The sequence below is a fragment of the Streptomyces sp. NBC_00122 genome (genome assembly GCF_045160845.1).
Taxonomy (GTDB): Bacteria; Actinomycetota; Actinomycetes; order Streptomycetales; family Streptomycetaceae; genus Streptomyces.
In genome coordinates, this window is record NZ_CP108191.1 from 3,301,765 (window position 1) to 3,317,734 (window position 15,970).

Genomic DNA, 15,970 nt, shown 5'->3' on the forward strand with positions numbered 1-15,970 from the left:
GACCCGGGCGAGCGCGCCGGGCACACGCCCGGGCCGCCGGGTGGTGGGGCGCGCCCACCACCGGGCCCGGCAGACTGGGGGCATGTCCATTCACCAGAACCTCCTCGGGGGCCCCGCCCCCACCCACCTCCCCGACGAGCCGGGCCGTGAGGCCCTGGCCGCAGGCACCCCCGCCGTCGAGGTGGCCGCCGCGCACCCCACCTCGTCCCTCGCCTGGGCGACCCTCGCCGACGAGGCCTTCGCGGCCGGCAACACCATCGAGTCGTACGCGTACGCCCGTACGGGCTACCACCGCGGCCTGGACGCCCTGCGCCGCGCCGGCTGGAAGGGCCACGGCCCGGTCCCGTGGGAGCACGAGCCGAACCGCGGCTTCCTCCGCGCCCTGAACGCCCTGGCCCGCGCCGCCGAGGCGATCGGCGAGAAGGAGGAGTACGAGCGCTGCTCGACCTTCCTGCGCGACTCGTCCGAGACGGCTGCGGACGTCCTCGGCGCCTGAGCCGTACGAACGCGCGGACGGGCACACGCGCGTGGCCGGGGCCTCGCACCAGGGGCCCCGGCAGGCCATAGTGTCCTAAAAGTGATCGTGACCCCGGTCACACCTCGCTGGAGAGGGCCCGGCAACCGGTCCTATGATGCGGGCAGGGGACCGGGGCTCCACTCACCCATCGGAAGGAGCGGACCGCTACCCGGAAGCACGTGTCGAGGAGACAGCGATGTCGAACACCCTTGATGCCTCCGGAGCCGGTTCGGACACCCCGAACCTCGACTTCGACGGCACTACCCCCTACGAGGACTACGTCCAGGCGGACGTCCTCACCCACCTCCAGCACCTCCGGTCGGACGACCCGGGCGAGATGGTCTTCCTGGTCACGACCCAGGTCATGGAGCTGTGGTTCACGGTCATCGTCCACGAGTGGGAAACCGCGGCGAAGGCCCTGCGCGAGGACCGCATCCCGGTCGCGATGGACGCGCTGAAACGATCCCTCCGCGAGCTGGAGGCCCTCAACTCCTCCTGGCGCCCGCTCGCCCAGCTCACCCCCGGGCAGTTCAACGCCTACCGCGCCGCCCTCGGCGAGGGTTCCGGTTTCCAGTCGGCGATGTACCGCCGGATGGAGTTCCTGCTCGGCGAGAAGTCCGCCTCCATGCTGGTACCGCACCGTGGCGCCCCGCGCGTCCACGCGGAGCTGGAGAAGGCCCTCCACGAGCCCAGCCTCTACGACGAGGTCCTGCGCCTCCTGGCCCGCCGCGGCCTCCCGGTCCCGGGCGCGGTCCTGGACCGCGACCTCTCGCAGCGCTACGAGCCCTCGGCCGAGGTCGAGGCCGTCTGGACGGGCCTGTACGCCGCCCCGGACGAGCACCTGGACCTCCACCGCCTGGGCGAGGTCCTCACGGACGTCGCCGAGCTCGTCTGGCGCTGGCGCAACGACCACCTGGTGGCCACCCGCCGTGCGATGGGCGCGAAGACCGGCACGGGCGGCTCGGCCGGCGTGACCTGGCTGGAGAAGCGCGCCACGAAGAACGTCTTCCCGGAGCTCTGGACGGCCCGCAGCCATGTCTGAGCCCACGCTTGCACCGATGCAGCAGACGCAGATACCGGACCTCCGGAGCCGTGCCGCGGCCCTGGACGCCGCCGACGGGCTCGGGCGCCTCCGTGACCGGTTCACCCTCCCCGACGGAGTCGTCTACCTGGACGGCAACTCCCTCGGCGCCCTCCCGGCCACCGTCGCGCAGACCACCGCCGACGTCGTCACCCGGCAGTGGGGCGAGCTCCTCATCCGGTCCTGGGACGAGAGCGACTGGTGGACCGCCCCCGAGCGGATCGGCGACAAGCTCGCCCCCCTCGTCGGCGCGGCCCCCGGCCAGGTGGTCGTCGGCGACTCCACCAGCGTCAACCTCTTCAAGGCTCTGGTCGGCGCCGCCCGCCTGGCCGCTCCCGGCCGCACGAAGATGCTGGTCGACGCCGCCACCTTCCCCACCGACGGCTACATCGCCGCCTCGGCGGCCCGGATGACAGGCCTGACCGTCACCCCGGTGGACCCCGCGCACGCGGCGGAGGCGATGGACGCGGACACCGCCGTCGTCCTCCTCAACCACGTCGACTACCGCAGCGGCCGGCTCCACGACCTGCCCGCCCTCACCGAGGCCGCGCACGCCGCCGGGGCGATCATGGTCTGGGACCTGTGCCACTCGGCGGGCGCCCTGCCCGTCGGCCTCGACGCGCACGCCGTCGACCTCGCGGTCGGCTGCACGTACAAGTACCTCAACGGCGGCCCCGGCGCCCCCGCGTACCTCTACATCGCCGATCGCCACCAGGCCGCCTTCGATTCCCCGCTGCCGGGTTGGAACGGCCACGCCGATCCCTTCGCCATGACCCCGGAGTTCGTCCCGGCGGACGGGGCGCGGCGCGGCCGCGTCGGGACCCCGGACATCCTGTCCATGCTGGCCCTGGAGGCGTCGCTCGACGCCTGGGACGGGGTGTCCGTCGAAGCCGTACGGGCCAAGTCCCTCGCCCTGACCGACTTCTTCCTCGAATGCGTGGCCGCCTACGTCCCCGAGGGCCGGGTCGAGTCGGTCACCCCGGCCGAGCACGACCGGCGCGGCAGCCAGGTCTCGCTGCGCACCGAGAACGCCCGTGAGGTCATGCGGGAACTCATCGGCCGGGGCGTCGTCGGCGACTTCCGCGCCCCGGACGTCCTGCGCTTCGGTTTCACTCCGCTCTACGTCGGTTTCGCCGATGCCGAGCGCGCGGCGCGCACGCTGGGTCACATTTTCGGGTGACCCCCTAGCGAAACGTCACATCACCGGGCGGGCGGGGCTACGGCTCCGCCCGCTCCGGCACATCCCGGGCCCCGCACGGAACGCGTCGTTCCAGACTGATACGGTCCCGGACCACCGGACCACCGGAACATCTGTCCCCGCTGTCCCACGCGTTACCGAGAGGTTGAGCCGATGACGGACCCCGCCGCAGTGGAACGGGACGCCGCCGAGGCCGCATCGGCCTTCTCCCATCCGGCCGTCGCGCCGGACACGAGCGCCGCGTACGGGGAACACCCCGACCAGGTCGTCGACTTCTACGCCCCGCGAGGCGGGACCGAGGACCCCGTCCCCCTCGTCGTCGTGCTGCACGGCGGCGCGTGGCGGGCCCCGTACGACCGGCAGCACGTCACCCCCTTCGCCGACTTCCTGGCCCGGAAGGGTTTCGCCGTCGCCAACGTCGAGTACCGGCGCGGCCGTTCCCTTCCGCACCAAGGCACCGAGGGCCCGATCGCCGGGCGCTGGCCCGAGACCTTCGACGACGTCGCCGCGGCGCTGGACGCCCTCCCGGGGCTCGCCGCCGCCGCGCTGCCGCAGGCCGACCTCCGCCGCGTCGTCGTCACCGGACACTCGGCCGGCGGCCAGCTCGCGCTGTGGGCCGCGGCCCGGCACGTGCTCCCGCACGGGTCCCCGTGGCGGCTGCCCGCCCCGCCGCCGCTGCGCGGTGTGGTGGCACTGGCCCCGATCGCGGACTTCGCGGTGGCGGAGGAGCTGGGCGTCTGCGGCGGCGCGAGCGCGCAGCTGCTCGGCGGCCCCGAGCACTTCGCCTCCCGCCTCCCCTTCGCCGACCCGGCGGCCCTGCTCCCGACGGGCATCGCCACCGCGGTGGTCCAGGGCCGCGACGACATCGTGGTCCCGCAGCAGGTGGCGGAGGCGTACGTGGCCGCCGCCGCGCGGGCGGGGGAGATGGTCGGGCTGACGCTGCTGGACGGGGTCGGCCACTTCCCGCTCATCGACCCGGCGGCGGACGCGTGCGCGGTGGTCGCCGAGGAGATCTCGCAACTGGCCTGGTAGAGCCCGGCCGCCCGGAACGGGTCAGTCCCGGGCAGATACGGGCCAACCGCCTCTGCCCCGGTCGGTACCCGCATGAGAACTGCCGAAAGGCTATGTACTCTGATCGGGAATCACCCTGAGCGCGTTCAAAAACGAAAATGGGGGGGCCGGTGCGTAGTCGCCGTCTCGTAATATCCGCTGCCGCCATCGTCGCGGCCAGCGTTGGTCTCATCCCGGGCATGGCCCACGCGGCCGACCCGGTCAAGCCGGGCGCGCATGGCGTGTCCGCACCCGCCGGGGACCTGAGGAAGGCCACGGCGTCCAAGGCCAAGAGCTTCACGAGCCCTGCCGACCGTACGGTCCGGCAGACCATCCCGGCGGCCGGCAGCAAGGCCGCCGCAGCCCCGCAGACGGTGGCCACCGCGGGCAACCCGACCCTCGCGGTCGGCCTCAAGGCCACGGGTACGACGGCGCACAAGGTGCGCCTGACGTCCACCGTCACGAGCGCGGCCGCCTCGCTCGCGGTCACCATCGCGTGGGGCGACGGCACGACCGACATGACCACCGCGCAGGGCGCCGGTGACCTCGTCAACGAGCACACCTACGCCGAGGTCGGCTCGTACAAGGTCACCGTCACCGTGGTGGACGCCGCGAACAACACGCAGGCCGTCAACCAGCTCGACGTCGTCACCGAGGGCTCCGACTTCACCCCGTACGGGCCGACCCGCCTCCTGGACACCCGTAGCGGAATCGGCGCCCCGAAGGCCAAGGTCGCCGCGTACGGCAAAGCCCGCGTGAAGGTCGGCGGCAACGGCGGCATCCCCGCCGGGGTCACCGCGGTCGTCCTCAACGTCACCGTCACCAACGCCACCAGCGCCGGGCACGTCACCGCGTACCCGTCGGGCGGCGTGCAGCCGATCAGCTCGAACGTCAACTTCGTCGCCGGTCAGACCGTGCCGAACCTGGTGATCGTGCCGGTCGGCCAGGACGGCTACGTGGAGCTGTACAACGGCGGCTGGGAGTCGCTCGACCTGATCGCGGACGTCACCGGCTACTTCAGCCACACGGCGGCCAGCGGCTACAACCCGCTGGCACCGGTCCGCGCCGTGGACACCCGCAACGGCACCGGAACGGCCCAGGGCCAGCTCGCCGGGCAGGGCACCTTCAGCGTGCAGATGGCCGGCCGCAACGGTGTCTGGAAGGGCATCAGCGCGGTGGCACTGAACGTGACGGTCACCAACCCGAAGGAGGCCGGCCACCTGACCGTCTTCCCGAGCGGGCAGGCGGCTCCGTCCACGTCCAGCGTGAACTTCACGGCCGGTCAGACGATCGCCAACTCGGTGATCGTGCCGGTCGGCCCCGACGGCCAGATCAGCGTCCGCAACGGTGCGTGGGCCGGGACCGACGTGATCGTCGACGTCGTCGGCTTCTACACCAACGAGAGCTCGGGCGCCTTCGTGCCGATGGACCCGGCCCGCATGCTCGACACCCGGGACGCGGCGACCTGGGACGGCGGGCCGATGGGGGGCCGCGGCTACATCTACATGCGGCCGTTCCGCAACCCGGCCGGTGTCTCGGGCTTCGTGTTCAACACCACGGTCACCAACACCCGCGGCGACGGCTTCCTGTCGGTCACCCCGGACCCGAACACGTGGGACGCCTACGGCGACGGCACCGCGGTCTGGCCGGAGGAGCCCACCGCCTCCGCCCTGAACTGGACGTACGGCAAGACGGTCCCGAACCTGGTCCAGGCGAGCGCCGGTGCCAACGGCATCGTCGACTTCTGGAACATGGGCTGGGACAACACCGACCTGATCGTCGACATGTTCGGCTTCTACGACACCATCTGAGTCAGCCCCTCAGCGCCCCGGGCCCGGCCGTCGAGGCCGACCCCGGGGCGCTGTTCCGTACGCTCATTCCGCAGGTACCACCGGGCTGATCTCGAAGGCTCCGCACACCCGCAGGCGGTACGGGATCTCCTCGGCCAGGCCGCTGGCCGGCGGGTACACCTTGACGGCTGCCGACTTCTGCCGACAGTCCGGCACCACACTCCGGCTGTTGGTGCGGAAGGTTGCGGTCACGGTGTCGTCGGGGAAGACGGACACCGTGTTGTACGACTCGCCGGTGCGAATCGCAGAGGTGCCGATCTGGCGATGCTTGGCGTCCACGACGCTGACGCCCGGGTATCCGCGCAAACTACAGGTACGGGATGTGGTGTTGGTGAACTCGATCGGGTAGAGGACTGACCCCGCGGCACCTTGCGGCTCGCCGATGGTCAGCTCCAAGTCGGCCAGGCGGCAGGTCGGGGCCTTGTACGCGGCCGACGCGTGGGTGGCGCCGACCAAGGCGCCGGTGGTTGCGAGGAGGGCTGCGGAAGCGATGGTCGCCGCCCGGGTCAGGACGTTGCTCATGGGCCGACTCCTGTGCCAGCGAAGGAAGGTGTCCTCGTCCGGCGAGACGGGTACGCCGTCTGCGGGAGAGGTGCTCGCACTCTCTCGGGTGCCGGACCGGGGCGTGTAATCCCGCGGCTGACAGTGCGGGCCTGATGACACCATTCTAACGGCGCGGGCTCTTCGCGACCTTTCGGCGGCGTTCACGGTAACGCCGAGGGGGCGGTGCGCCGTGTGGCGCACCGCCCCCTCGCGTCGTGACCGGCCGTCCCTACAGGAACGAGTTGATCTCGATCGTCTCGGTGCGGCCCGGGCCGACGCCGATCGCGGAGATCGGGGCGCCCGACATCTCCTCCAGGGCCTTGACGTACGCCTGGGCGTTCGCCGGAAGGTCCGCGAAGGTCTTCGCCTTGGTGATGTCCTCGGACCAGCCGGGGAGGTATTCGTAGATCGGCTTCGCGTGGTGGAAGTCCGTCTGCGAGTACGGGAGCTCCTCGACGCGCTTGCCGTCGATCTCGTACGCGACGCAGACCGGGATCTGCTCCCAGCCGGTCAGCACGTCCAGCTTGGTGAGGAAGAAGTCGGTCAGGCCGTTCACGCGGGTGGCGTAGCGCGCGATCGGCGCGTCGAACCAGCCGCAGCGACGGTCACGGCCGGTGGTCACGCCGCGCTCGCCGCCGATGCGGCGCAGGTCCTCGCCGTCCTGGTCGAACAGCTCGGTCGGGAACGGGCCGGCGCCGACGCGGGTCGTGTAGGCCTTCAGGATGCCGATCACGCGGCTGATCTTCGTCGGGCCGACACCCGTGCCGGTGCAGGCGCCGCCCGCGGTCGGGTTCGAGGAGGTGACGAAGGGGTACGTGCCGTGGTCGACGTCGAGCAGGGTGCCCTGGCCGCCCTCGAAGAGCACGACCTTGTCCTCGTCCAGCGCGTTGTTGAGGATCAGGGTGGTGTCGGCGACGAACGGCTTGATCTGCTCCGCGTACTGGAGCATCTCCTCGACGATCGCGCCGGCCTCGATCGCGCGGCGGTTGTACAGCTTCGCGAGGAGCTGGTTCTTGCCTTCGAGGGCCGCTTCGACCTTCTGGGTGAGGATCGACTCGTCGTAGAGGTCCTGGACCCGGATGCCGACGCGGTTGATCTTGTCCGCGTAGGTCGGGCCGATGCCGCGGCCGGTCGTACCGATCTTGCGCTTGCCGAGGAAGCGCTCGCCGACCTTGTCGAGGGTGACGTTGTACGGCGTGATCAGATGCGCGTTGCCGCTGATGAGCAGCTTGGAGGTGTCGATGCCGCGCTCGTTCAGGCCGCGCAGCTCGGAGAGCAGGACGGCCGGGTCGACGACGACGCCGTTACCGATGACCGGGGTGCATCCGGGGGAGAGGATGCCGGAAGGGAGAAGGTGCAGTGCATACTTCTGGTCGCCTACGACAACCGTGTGGCCGGCGTTGTTGCCACCCTGGTATCGCACTACATAGTCAACGGATCCACCGAGCAGGTCGGTGGCCTTTCCCTTGCCCTCGTCACCCCACTGAGCTCCGAGCAGCACAAGAGCGGGCACAGGCGTACACCTCTTCCGGATGGGGCATGTCCAAGGTCAGGGGGCGTACGACGATGTACACCGCAGGCTGAGCCGTCGGACCGGTACCCCGGAATAGACGAAGGCCCTGGCGCAATAGCGCAAGGGCCTCTTGCACAAAGATGCTACCCGAGGAAGGACCGAGGTGTCGGCTCCAGAGCCCACCATGAGCCACGCGGGCGCGCCGGTAGGCGGCCTGCTCGTGCTCGTCGACCCGGTCGCCCGCCGTCTTGACGGCGAGTCCGTGCGGATCGCGAAGGATGTGTTGTCAGCGGGAGCGGCGGCGAAAATCTGCCTCCCGGATTCGCAGGAGGAATTCGCGCGGGCTCTTGCCCGCCGGGGCCAACGGCGGCTGGTGATCGTGGGCGACGACCGGGCCCTGGCGCGCACCGTGGGGCTGCTGCACCGGGAGCGGGGGCTGGCCGACGGGGCCCTTGCGCTGGTGCCGGTGGGGCCCACGGGGTCCCTGGTACTGGCCAGGTCGCTCGGCGTGCCGCTGTCCGCCGTCACCGCGGCCCGGGCGGTGCTGGACGGGTCGCTGAAGGTGTGCGACCTGCTGGTGGACGACAGCGACGGGGTGGTCCTGGGCGGACTGCGGATCCCGCCGCTGCGGGGGGTCAGACCCCCGGCAGGGCCGTCCGTGTGGACCGCGTACCGCTCGCTGGTACGGACGCTGGTCCGTCCCGCGGGGCCGATCGGCGCGGGCCGGCTCCGGCTGCGGGTCGAGGCGGACGGGGTGGTCCTGGCGGATGTGGACCGGCCGGTGGAGGAGGTCTCGCTGGCCGTGGGGAGCGACGGCGGCCCGGCGGAGGTCGTGGTCCGTACGGGTGGCGGCGGCACGGCTTCGGAGGTGACGGCGCGTGCGAAGACGGTCACGGTGTCGGGCGCGGACTTCCGCTACCGGGCCGACGCGGCGGTGACCGGCCCGGTGCGCCGCCGGACGTGGAACCTGCACCCAGGGGCATGGACCCTCACGCTGCCCCGGTGACGCGCGACGCAGAGATGCGTGACGCGCTCGCCGACCGGCGGGCGGGCCGGGAGCTGCGCGCCCCGGTCCCCCGCCCCGGGTGCGCCCGCCCCCTGCGCCGCAGTGCCTAGCCGAGGCCCAGGGTCGCCTTGTGGGTCCGCCAGCGGTCCATCATGCCCAGCAGCTCGCCCTGCATGAACTCGAAGAACGCGGCCGTCTCGGCGATGCGCGTACTGGCCGGCGAGTCGGAGCCGAGGCTCGCGGCGCCCTCGCGCAGGGTCTTCTCCCACAGGGTCAGCACCTGGTCCCGCCGGGTGAAGGTCTCGTACCAGAGCTCGTTGTGCAGCACGTACCGGTCCCGCCGCGAGCCCGGTTCCCGCTCCCGGCTGACCATGTTGACCTGGGTCAGGTAGGACACGGCTCCTGACACCGCCGCCGGGCTGATCTGCAGCGCCTCGCCCAGTTCCGCCGAGGTCATCGAGCCCTCGTCGCTCGCCAGCAGCTGCGCGAAGACCCGCGCGGCCATCCGCTGCATCCCCGCCTCGGTCAGCTGCGCGGCGAACCGCTCCACGAAGCGCGAGACCGCTTCCTCGTTCCGTACCGCTGGTACCGCCATGTCTTCCGCCACCTTCCCAACTTTAACGTGATTCCCGAGCTTCACAAATTTGTGAAAGTAGCGTACGTTCAGAAGTATGACGAAGGCAATCAGCGTCGCCGGACTCCACAAGGTGTTCGGCCGCACCCACGCACTGGACGGACTCGACCTCTCGGTCGCCACCGGCGAGGTCCACGGCTTCCTCGGCCCCAACGGCTCCGGCAAGTCCACGACCATCCGGGTCCTGCTGGGCCTTCTGCGCGCCGACTCCGGCACCGCCGAACTCCTCGGCGGCGATCCCTGGGCCGACGCCGTGGCCCTCCACCGCCGCGTCGCCTACGTACCCGGCGACGTCACCCTGTGGCGCAACCTCTCCGGCGGCGAGGTCATCGACCTCTACGGACGGCTGCGCGGAGGCCTCGACCGGGCCCGCCGCGCCGAGCTGATCGAGCGGTTCGAGCTCGACCCGGCCAAGAAGGGGCGTACGTACTCCAAGGGCAACCGGCAGAAGGTCGCCCTCGTCGCCGCCTTCGCCTCCGACGCCGAACTGCTCATCCTCGACGAGCCCACCTCCGGCCTCGACCCGCTGATGGAGGAGGTGTTCCAGGACTGCGTCGCGCAGGCCCGCGCCGCCGGGCGCACCATCCTGCTCAGCTCGCACATCCTCAGCGAGGTCGAGACCCTCTGCGACCGGGTCAGCATCATCCGCAAGGGCCGCACCGTGGAGACCGGCACGCTCGCCGACATGCGCCACCTCACCCGTACGTCGATCAGCGCCGAACTCGCCGGCCCGCCGAACGGCATCGCGCACCTGCCGGGCGTGTACGACGTGCAGGTCCAGGGGCTGAAGGTCCGCCTCCAGGCCGACACGGACAAGCTGGACGCCGTCCTGCGCGCCCTCACCGCGTCGGGCGTGCGGTCGCTGGCCTCGACCCCGCCCACCCTCGAAGAGCTGTTCCTGCGCCACTACACCGAAGAGGCGTCGCGATGAAGAACCAACTGGCGGGCACCGGCGCGCTGCTCCGGCTCGCCCTGCGCCGCGACCGCGTGATGATGCCCGTCTGGGTACTGGTCACCGCCCTGTTGGTGGTGATCATGCCCGGCTCGCTGGGAAGCGTGTACGGGAGCGCCGCCGAACGCGCCGAGGTCGCCGCCTCCATGAACGCCAACAGCTCGATGCGCGCCATGTACGGGCCGGTCTTCGGTGACTCGCTCGGCGCTCTGACCGCCTGGCGGATCGGGGTCTACGGCGCCGTCCTGGCGGCCGTGATGAGCCTGGTCATCGTCATCCGGCACACCAGGGAAGAGGAGGAGACGGGCCGTCAGGAGCTGCTCTCCGCCGCGATGGTGGGGCGGCGGGCCCCGCTGAGCGCGGCCCTGCTGGCCGCCCTCGTGGCCAACACGTGCGTCGCGCTGCTCATCGCGGGAGGTCTCGCGGGACAGGGCGCGCCGGGTGCGCTCGCCCTCGGGCTGGCCATCGCTGGCGCCGGGATGCTCTTCGCCGGCGTGGCGGCCATCGCCGCCCAGCTGACCGAGAGCGCCCGGGCCGCCAAGGGGATCGCGGCCGCTGTGCTCGGCGCCGCGTTCGTCCTGAAGGCGGCCGGAGACGCCGGGACGGCCGGCGGGGAGTCGGCTTTGACCTGGCTCTCTCCGCTCGGCTGGGTGGAGAACGTACGGGCCTTCGCCTCGATGCGCTGGTGGGTGCTCGCGCTGCTCGCCGTGGCCGTCGTGGCGCAGGCGGGCGCCGCGTACGTGCTGGCCGGCCGCCGTGACCTGGGCATGAGCTTCCTGCCGACCCGGCCGGGACCGGCCGAGGGACGCCTGGGCACGGCGGGTGCGCTGGCCTGGCGGCTGCAGCGCGGCAGCGTGTTCGGCTGGAGCGCGGGCTTCCTCGTCGCCGGTGTCGTCTTCGGCGGGATGGCGCAGGGCGCGGCCGACGTGGTCGGCGGCAATGAGAAGACCCGTCAGATCATCGAGCGGATGGGCGGGCAGAGCGGACTCACCGACGCCTTCCTCGCCGCGATGGCCGGGCTGCTGGGCCTGGTCGCCGCGCTGTACATCGTCTCCTCGGTGCTGCGGCTGCACGGTGAGGAGAGCTCGGCGCGCGCCGAACCGCTGCTCGCGAACGCCGTCGGCCGGCTGCGCTGGGCCGCGGGCCATCTCGCCGTCGCGTTCGGCGGCTCGGCGCTGATCCTGCTGCTGGGCGGTCTCGGGCTGGGCCTCGGGCACGGCGAGGAGGTGGGCGCGGCGGTGGGCGCCACCCTCGCGCAGCTCCCGGCGGTGTGGGTGATCGGGGCGGTGGCCGCCCTCCTGTACGGCGCGGCGCCCAAGTACGCGGTGGCCGCCTGGGCGGTGGCCGGGATCGCGCTGGCCCTGGGCTGGGTCGGCCCGGCGCTGAACCTCCCGGAGGCGGTCTTGGACCTCTCCCCCTTCGCCCACCTGCCCAAGCTGCCGGGCGGGCAGGCCATGGCCTGGATCCCGCTGCTGGTCCTGACCGCCCTGGCGGTGGCCTTCACGGGCGCGGGGCTGGCCGCCCTGCGCCGCCGGGACCTGGTCGCCTGACGCCTCGCTCGGTGCCCGGCGATGTCCGCCGGGCTGCCGCCCTAGAACTGCACGAGCAGTTCGCGCAGTCCCCGGATGACGTAACCGTCCCGCCACCGCGGCTCCTCGACGAGCCGCAGCGGCGGGACTCCGTCTGCCAGCAGCGCCCCGAAGGTGGCCTCCAGCTCCCGGCGCGCCAGCGGCGCCCCCAGGCAGTAGTGGATCCCGGCACCGAAGCTCAGGTGCGGATTGTCGGCCCGTACGAGGTCCAGCGCGTCGGGATCGTCGAACCGCGCGGGATCGCGGTTCGCGGACCCGAACAGCAGCGCGACCTCGGCTCCGCGGGGAATCTCGGTGTCCCCGATCCGGATGTCGTCGAGGACCCAGCGCTCGAACATCTGCAGGGGTGTGTCGTAGCGCATCAGTTCATCCACAGCTGTGGACAACTTTTCGGGATCGCGGCGCTCACGCAGCGCGGCGAGCTCGCCGGGGTTGCGGAACAGTGCCCACCACCCGTTGGCGGTGGTGTTGACCGTGGCCTCGTGCCCGGCGTTCAGCAGGAGCACGCAAGTGGAGATCATCTCCTGCTCGCTGAGCCGGCCCTCCTCATCGTGGGCGGCGATCAGCCCGGAGATCAAATCCTCCCCGGGGCGTGCGCGCCGCTCCGTGATCAGCTCCCGCAGGTACGCGCTGAACTCGACGCTCGCCCGCACCGCGCGCCGCGCCGTCTCCTCGTCCGGCCGGAGCTCGAACATCCCGCAGATGTCCGCGGACCAGGGCCGCAGCAGCCCCCGGTCCGCCTCCGGGACGCCCAGCAGCTCCGCGATCACCGCCACCGGCAGCGGCTCGGCGACGGCCGTGAGCAGGTCCCCGCCTCCGTCCGCCAGCAGCCGCCCCACCAGCTCCCCGGCCATCCGCTGCACGGCCGGCACGAGCCGCTCCACCGTCCGCGGGGTGAAGGCCTTCGCAACCAGCTTGCGCACCCGCGCGTGCGCGGGATCCTCCAGGTCCAACAGCCCGTTGCCGTTGAGCACGTGGAAGGCCTCGTGCTCCGCCGGCGGGGCGGTGCGCCCGAACTCCTCGTGCGTGAACCGGTGCAGGTAGGTCCTCCCCAGGCGCCGGTCCCGCAGCAGCGCACTCACATCGGCGTAGTGCGGCACCAGCCACTGCCCGGTGGCCTCGTACCACACCGCCCGCCCCTGCTCCCGCAACTCCCGGTACGCCGGATACGGATCGGCGACGAACTCGGCATCCCACGGATCAAAGCCCATCCCCGCACCCTATGCCGGGGTCACCAGCCGGGTCTCGTAGGCGAAGACCGCCGCCTGGGTGCGATCCCGCAGGCCCAGCTTCACCAGGATGCGGCTCACATGGGTTTTGATCGTGGACTCGGCGACGATCAGCCGGCCCGCTATCTCCCCGTTGGACAGCCCCTGCGCGATCAGTACCAGCACCTCCTTCTCCCGCTCCGTCAACTCGCCGACCCCCGCAGGGTTCGCGAGCTTCGGTGTCTCGGCGAGCTTCGAGAACTCCACGATCAGACGCTTGGTCACCGACGGCGCCAGCAGCGCCTCCCCGGCCGCCACCACCCGGACCCCGTCCGCGAGCTGACGGGCCGACGCGTCCTTGAGCAGGAACCCGGAGGCCCCGGCCCGCAGCGCCTGGTACACGTACTCGTCGAGGTCGAAGGTCGTCAGGACCAGCACCTTCGCGTCCGTGTCCGCCGCCACGATCTCCCGCGTCGCCTCCAGCCCGTTCATCAGCGGCATCCGGATGTCCATCAGCACCACGTCCGGCCGCAGCGCCGCCACCTGAGCGATGGCCTCACGGCCGTCGACCGCCTCGCCCACCACCTCGATGCCGTCCATGGCGTTCAGCAGGACGGAGAACCCCTCGCGCACCATCATCTGGTCGTCGACGATCAGCACCCTGATCGTCATGGCGCGCCCGCCCCGGACCCAGTGCCCGACCCGGTCGCCGACCCGGTCGCCGTCCCCGAATTCGGCCCCGTCCCCGCCACCGGCTCCGGACGGTTGCGCACCGGTATGAACACCGCCACCTCGTACCCGCCCGTCCCGGACTCGCCGACCGTCATCTCCCCCTCCAGCATGGCCACCCGCTCCCGCATCCCGGTGATCCCGTGCCCGGCACCCGGCGAGGGCCGCACATCCCCGGTCGGCGCCCCGTTCACGACGCGTATCCCCAGGCCGCCCAGCACATACGACACTTCCACGGAGGCCGCCGCGCCCGGCGCGTGCCGCAGCGTGTTGCTCAGGGCCTCCTGGATGATCCGGTACGCCGACAGCTCCACCCCCTGAGGCAGCTCCCGCACCGCACCCGTGACCGTCTTCTCCACGCTCAGTCCGGCTTCCCGCACATTGGCCAGCAGCCCGTCGAGCGAGGCCAGCGTCGGCTGCGGCGCGTCCGGAGCCTCGTAGTCCGCGGAGCGCACCACGCCCAGCACCCGCCGCAGCTCCGTCAGCGCCGCCACCGCGTTCTCCCGGATGGTGACGAACGCCGCCTCCAGCTCGGGCGGCGGGTTCTTTACCCGGTACGGCGCGGCCTCCGCCTGGATCGCCACCACCGACATGTGGTGAGCCACCACGTCGTGCAGTTCCCGCGCGATCGTGGTCCGCTCCTCCAGCAGCGTCCGCTTGTCCCGTTCGACGGCCGTGACCTCCTGCTGCGCGCTCACCTCCGCCTTGGCGTTGCGGCGTATCCGGATGCTGCTCGCGATCGTCAGCGCGATGGCCGAGGTCACGGCCATCTCCGGCAGGTTCGTCCCGTAGCGGTTGTTGAGCAGCACCGACATCGCGAAGCCGAGGACCAGGGTGAGGGACCACATCCACCCGGCCACCCGGGGTCCGGTCCGCAGGGTGACGAGGACCATGACCGCGATGTAGGAGACGAAGGCTCCAGGGCTCCAGGGCCAGAAGTCGTTCCCGCCCAACCCGGGGACGGCGCCGAGCACCAGCGTCATGGCGACCGCGGCCCACCAGGCGGCGACCGGCCGGACCAGCGTCATCAAGACCGGCGCCGCGGCCACCAGCCCCGTGAACAGGAGGCCGGCATCGCCGAGATACCCCGAGTCGGACGTTCCGGTGAACAGGACGAGGATGAAGGCCAGCGCCCCCACCGCCGCGTACTGGCGCCACGGCGCGTACCGGCGTATCGGAGCGGGCAGCCGTCGCACGAAGCGCCCCGGGGTCTCCACCAGCGGCAGCGGCCGGTAGGCCATGGCATCGGTGAGGAGGTCCTGGCGCAGGGTCGCGATCACCTCCGATGCCACTCGGAATTCAGGCGTCCGGGTTGTCCCCCCGGTGGTCGTCTCGGTCATACCAGAACCGTAGGGCCGCACGGCCGTACTCCGCGTCGCCGCTGATGGGGATTTCCCGGGCTCCCTCTCAAGTACTACGTGGGGTGTATCAGTAGCCCGTCGGACGGACCAGGCCCGTCTCGTACGCGAACACCGCGGCCTGCGTGCGGTCCCGCAGGCCCAGCTTCACGAGGATCCGGCCCACATGGGTCTTCACCGTCTGCTCCGCCACGGTCAGGTGCGACGCGATCTCCGCATTCGACAGGCCCTGGGCCACGAGCGACAGGACCTCCGTCTCCCGCTCGGTCAGCTCGTCGATGCGCGCCCGCGACGGCGCCCGCGGCGCCCCCAGCCGGGAGAACTCCGTGATCAGCCGCTTCGTGATGTTCGGCGAGAGCAGCGCCTCCCCGGCCGCCACCACCCGCACTGCCTCCGCGAGCTGGTCGGCCGACGCGTCCTTGAGCAGGAACCCGGAGGCGCCGGCCCGCAGCGCCTCGTACACGTACTCGTCGAGGTCGAAGGTGGTCAGCACCAGCACCTTCACGGTCGCGCCGGCGGCGCCCGTGATGACGGAGGTGGCCTCGATGCCGCCCATCCCCGGCATGCGGATGTCCATCAGGACCACGTCCGGCCCCAGTTCGCCGACCTTGGCCACGGCGTCGGCCCCGTCCACGGCCTGGCCGACCACCTCGATGTCCGGCTGGGCATTGAGAAGCACGGTGAAGCCCTGCCGGACCATCATCTGGTCGTCGGCGATCATCACCTTGATCGGGGAGTGCAT

Annotated in this window: 15 protein-coding genes; 8 read left to right on the plus strand and 7 right to left on the minus strand. The window is 71.8% G+C overall.

Features of this window, described 5'->3' with window-relative positions; genetic code table 11:
• The first annotated feature begins 82 nt into the window (after nucleotides 1-82).
• From OG737_RS15695 to OG737_RS15715, 5 genes are all read left to right on the plus strand, one after another.
• Entirely contained in the window at nucleotides 83-496 is a 414-nt protein-coding gene (locus OG737_RS15695) for a DUF3151 domain-containing protein (RefSeq protein WP_328926797.1), read from the plus strand.
• A 217-nt stretch (nucleotides 497-713) separates the two neighbouring features.
• Complete coding sequence (locus OG737_RS15700; protein ID WP_328926798.1) at nucleotides 714-1,559, plus strand: tryptophan 2,3-dioxygenase family protein; 846 nt, start codon at nucleotides 714-716, stop codon at nucleotides 1,557-1,559.
• A gap of 16 nt (nucleotides 1,560-1,575) precedes the next feature.
• Nucleotides 1,576-2,778: a kynureninase gene (kynU, locus tag OG737_RS15705; protein ID WP_328926799.1), complete on the plus strand. Its 1,203-nt coding sequence runs from the start codon at nucleotides 1,576-1,578 to the stop codon at nucleotides 2,776-2,778.
• A 171-nt stretch (nucleotides 2,779-2,949) separates the two neighbouring features.
• A complete protein-coding gene (locus OG737_RS15710; protein ID WP_328926800.1) occupies nucleotides 2,950-3,828 on the plus strand; it encodes an alpha/beta hydrolase in 879 nt (292 codons plus the stop codon).
• A gap of 218 nt (nucleotides 3,829-4,046) precedes the next feature.
• Entirely contained in the window at nucleotides 4,047-5,657 is a 1,611-nt protein-coding gene (locus OG737_RS15715) for a PKD domain-containing protein (protein WP_328926801.1), read from the plus strand.
• Nucleotides 5,658-5,720: 63 nt separating this feature from the next.
• On the opposite strand, the gene OG737_RS15720 is transcribed toward OG737_RS15715, so the two are convergent.
• Nucleotides 5,721-6,218: a DUF4232 domain-containing protein gene (locus OG737_RS15720; RefSeq protein ID WP_328926802.1), complete on the minus strand. Its 498-nt coding sequence runs from the start codon at nucleotides 6,216-6,218 to the stop codon at nucleotides 5,721-5,723.
• Nucleotides 6,219-6,468: 250 nt separating this feature from the next.
• Nucleotides 6,469-7,752, minus strand: coding sequence for an adenylosuccinate synthase (locus tag OG737_RS15725; RefSeq protein WP_328926803.1), 1,284 nt, complete (start codon nucleotides 7,750-7,752; stop codon nucleotides 6,469-6,471).
• A gap of 184 nt (nucleotides 7,753-7,936) precedes the next feature.
• Here OG737_RS15725 and OG737_RS15730 point away from each other — a divergent pair, with 184 nt between their 5' ends.
• Entirely contained in the window at nucleotides 7,937-8,758 is an 822-nt protein-coding gene (locus OG737_RS15730; protein ID WP_328930360.1) for a diacylglycerol kinase, read from the plus strand.
• Between the two features lie 106 nt (nucleotides 8,759-8,864).
• Here OG737_RS15730 and OG737_RS15735 read toward each other — a convergent pair whose 3' ends face one another.
• A complete protein-coding gene (locus tag OG737_RS15735; protein WP_405921640.1) occupies nucleotides 8,865-9,353 on the minus strand; it encodes a GbsR/MarR family transcriptional regulator in 489 nt (162 codons plus the stop codon).
• Nucleotides 9,354-9,429: 76 nt separating this feature from the next.
• Here OG737_RS15735 and OG737_RS15740 point away from each other — a divergent pair, with 76 nt between their 5' ends.
• Entirely contained in the window at nucleotides 9,430-10,323 is an 894-nt protein-coding gene (locus OG737_RS15740; RefSeq protein WP_405921641.1) for an ATP-binding cassette domain-containing protein, read from the plus strand.
• Nucleotides 10,320-11,894 (plus strand): ABC transporter permease, encoded by a 1,575-nt coding sequence (locus OG737_RS15745; protein WP_405921642.1) that lies wholly within the window; start codon nucleotides 10,320-10,322, stop codon nucleotides 11,892-11,894. The genes OG737_RS15740 and OG737_RS15745 overlap by 4 nt, the downstream gene beginning before the upstream one ends.
• 41 nt (nucleotides 11,895-11,935) lie before the next feature.
• Here OG737_RS15745 and OG737_RS15750 read toward each other — a convergent pair whose 3' ends face one another.
• The 4 genes from OG737_RS15750 to OG737_RS15765 all read right to left on the minus strand — a co-directional run bounded on the left by OG737_RS15750 (nucleotide 11,936) and on the right by OG737_RS15765 (nucleotide 15,970).
• Nucleotides 11,936-13,144 (minus strand): cytochrome P450, encoded by a 1,209-nt coding sequence (locus tag OG737_RS15750; protein WP_405921643.1) that lies wholly within the window; start codon nucleotides 13,142-13,144, stop codon nucleotides 11,936-11,938.
• Nucleotides 13,145-13,153: 9 nt separating this feature from the next.
• Nucleotides 13,154-13,813, minus strand: a complete 660-nt coding sequence (locus tag OG737_RS15755) for a response regulator (RefSeq protein ID WP_405921644.1) — start codon at nucleotides 13,811-13,813, stop codon at nucleotides 13,154-13,156.
• Nucleotides 13,810-15,210 carry a sensor histidine kinase gene (locus OG737_RS15760; RefSeq protein WP_405921645.1) on the minus strand — a complete coding sequence of 467 codons (1,401 nt, stop codon included), beginning with the start codon at nucleotides 15,208-15,210 and terminating at the stop codon, nucleotides 13,810-13,812. The genes OG737_RS15755 and OG737_RS15760 overlap by 4 nt, the downstream gene beginning before the upstream one ends.
• A gap of 88 nt (nucleotides 15,211-15,298) precedes the next feature.
• Entirely contained in the window at nucleotides 15,299-15,970 is a 672-nt protein-coding gene (locus OG737_RS15765) for a response regulator transcription factor (RefSeq protein WP_328926810.1), read from the minus strand.

Excerpts from the sequence above, each read along its gene's own strand:
- OG737_RS15710 (WP_328926800.1), top strand. The coding sequence starts at position 2,950 with ATGACGGACCCCGCCGCAGTGGAACGGGACGCCGCCGAGGCCGCATCG.
- OG737_RS15760 (WP_405921645.1), bottom strand. The coding sequence starts at position 15,210 with ATGACCGAGACGACCACCGGGGGGACAACCCGGACGCCTGAATTCCGA.
- OG737_RS15740 (WP_405921641.1), top strand. The coding sequence starts at position 9,430 with ATGACGAAGGCAATCAGCGTCGCCGGACTCCACAAGGTGTTCGGCCGC.
- OG737_RS15745 (WP_405921642.1), top strand. The coding sequence starts at position 10,320 with ATGAAGAACCAACTGGCGGGCACCGGCGCGCTGCTCCGGCTCGCCCTG.
- OG737_RS15695 (WP_328926797.1), top strand. The coding sequence starts at position 83 with ATGTCCATTCACCAGAACCTCCTCGGGGGCCCCGCCCCCACCCACCTC.
- OG737_RS15715 (WP_328926801.1), top strand. The coding sequence starts at position 4,047 with ATGGCCCACGCGGCCGACCCGGTCAAGCCGGGCGCGCATGGCGTGTCC.
- OG737_RS15730 (WP_328930360.1), top strand. The coding sequence starts at position 7,937 with ATGAGCCACGCGGGCGCGCCGGTAGGCGGCCTGCTCGTGCTCGTCGAC.
- OG737_RS15720 (WP_328926802.1), bottom strand. The coding sequence starts at position 6,218 with ATGAGCAACGTCCTGACCCGGGCGGCGACCATCGCTTCCGCAGCCCTC.
- OG737_RS15750 (WP_405921643.1), bottom strand. The coding sequence starts at position 13,144 with ATGGGCTTTGATCCGTGGGATGCCGAGTTCGTCGCCGATCCGTATCCG.
- OG737_RS15700 (WP_328926798.1), top strand. The coding sequence starts at position 714 with ATGTCGAACACCCTTGATGCCTCCGGAGCCGGTTCGGACACCCCGAAC.
- OG737_RS15765 (WP_328926810.1), bottom strand. The coding sequence starts at position 15,970 with ATGCACTCCCCGATCAAGGTGATGATCGCCGACGACCAGATGATGGTC.
- OG737_RS15755 (WP_405921644.1), bottom strand. The coding sequence starts at position 13,813 with ATGACGATCAGGGTGCTGATCGTCGACGACCAGATGATGGTGCGCGAG.
- kynU (WP_328926799.1), top strand. The coding sequence starts at position 1,576 with ATGCAGCAGACGCAGATACCGGACCTCCGGAGCCGTGCCGCGGCCCTG.
- OG737_RS15735 (WP_405921640.1), bottom strand. The coding sequence starts at position 9,353 with ATGGCGGTACCAGCGGTACGGAACGAGGAAGCGGTCTCGCGCTTCGTG.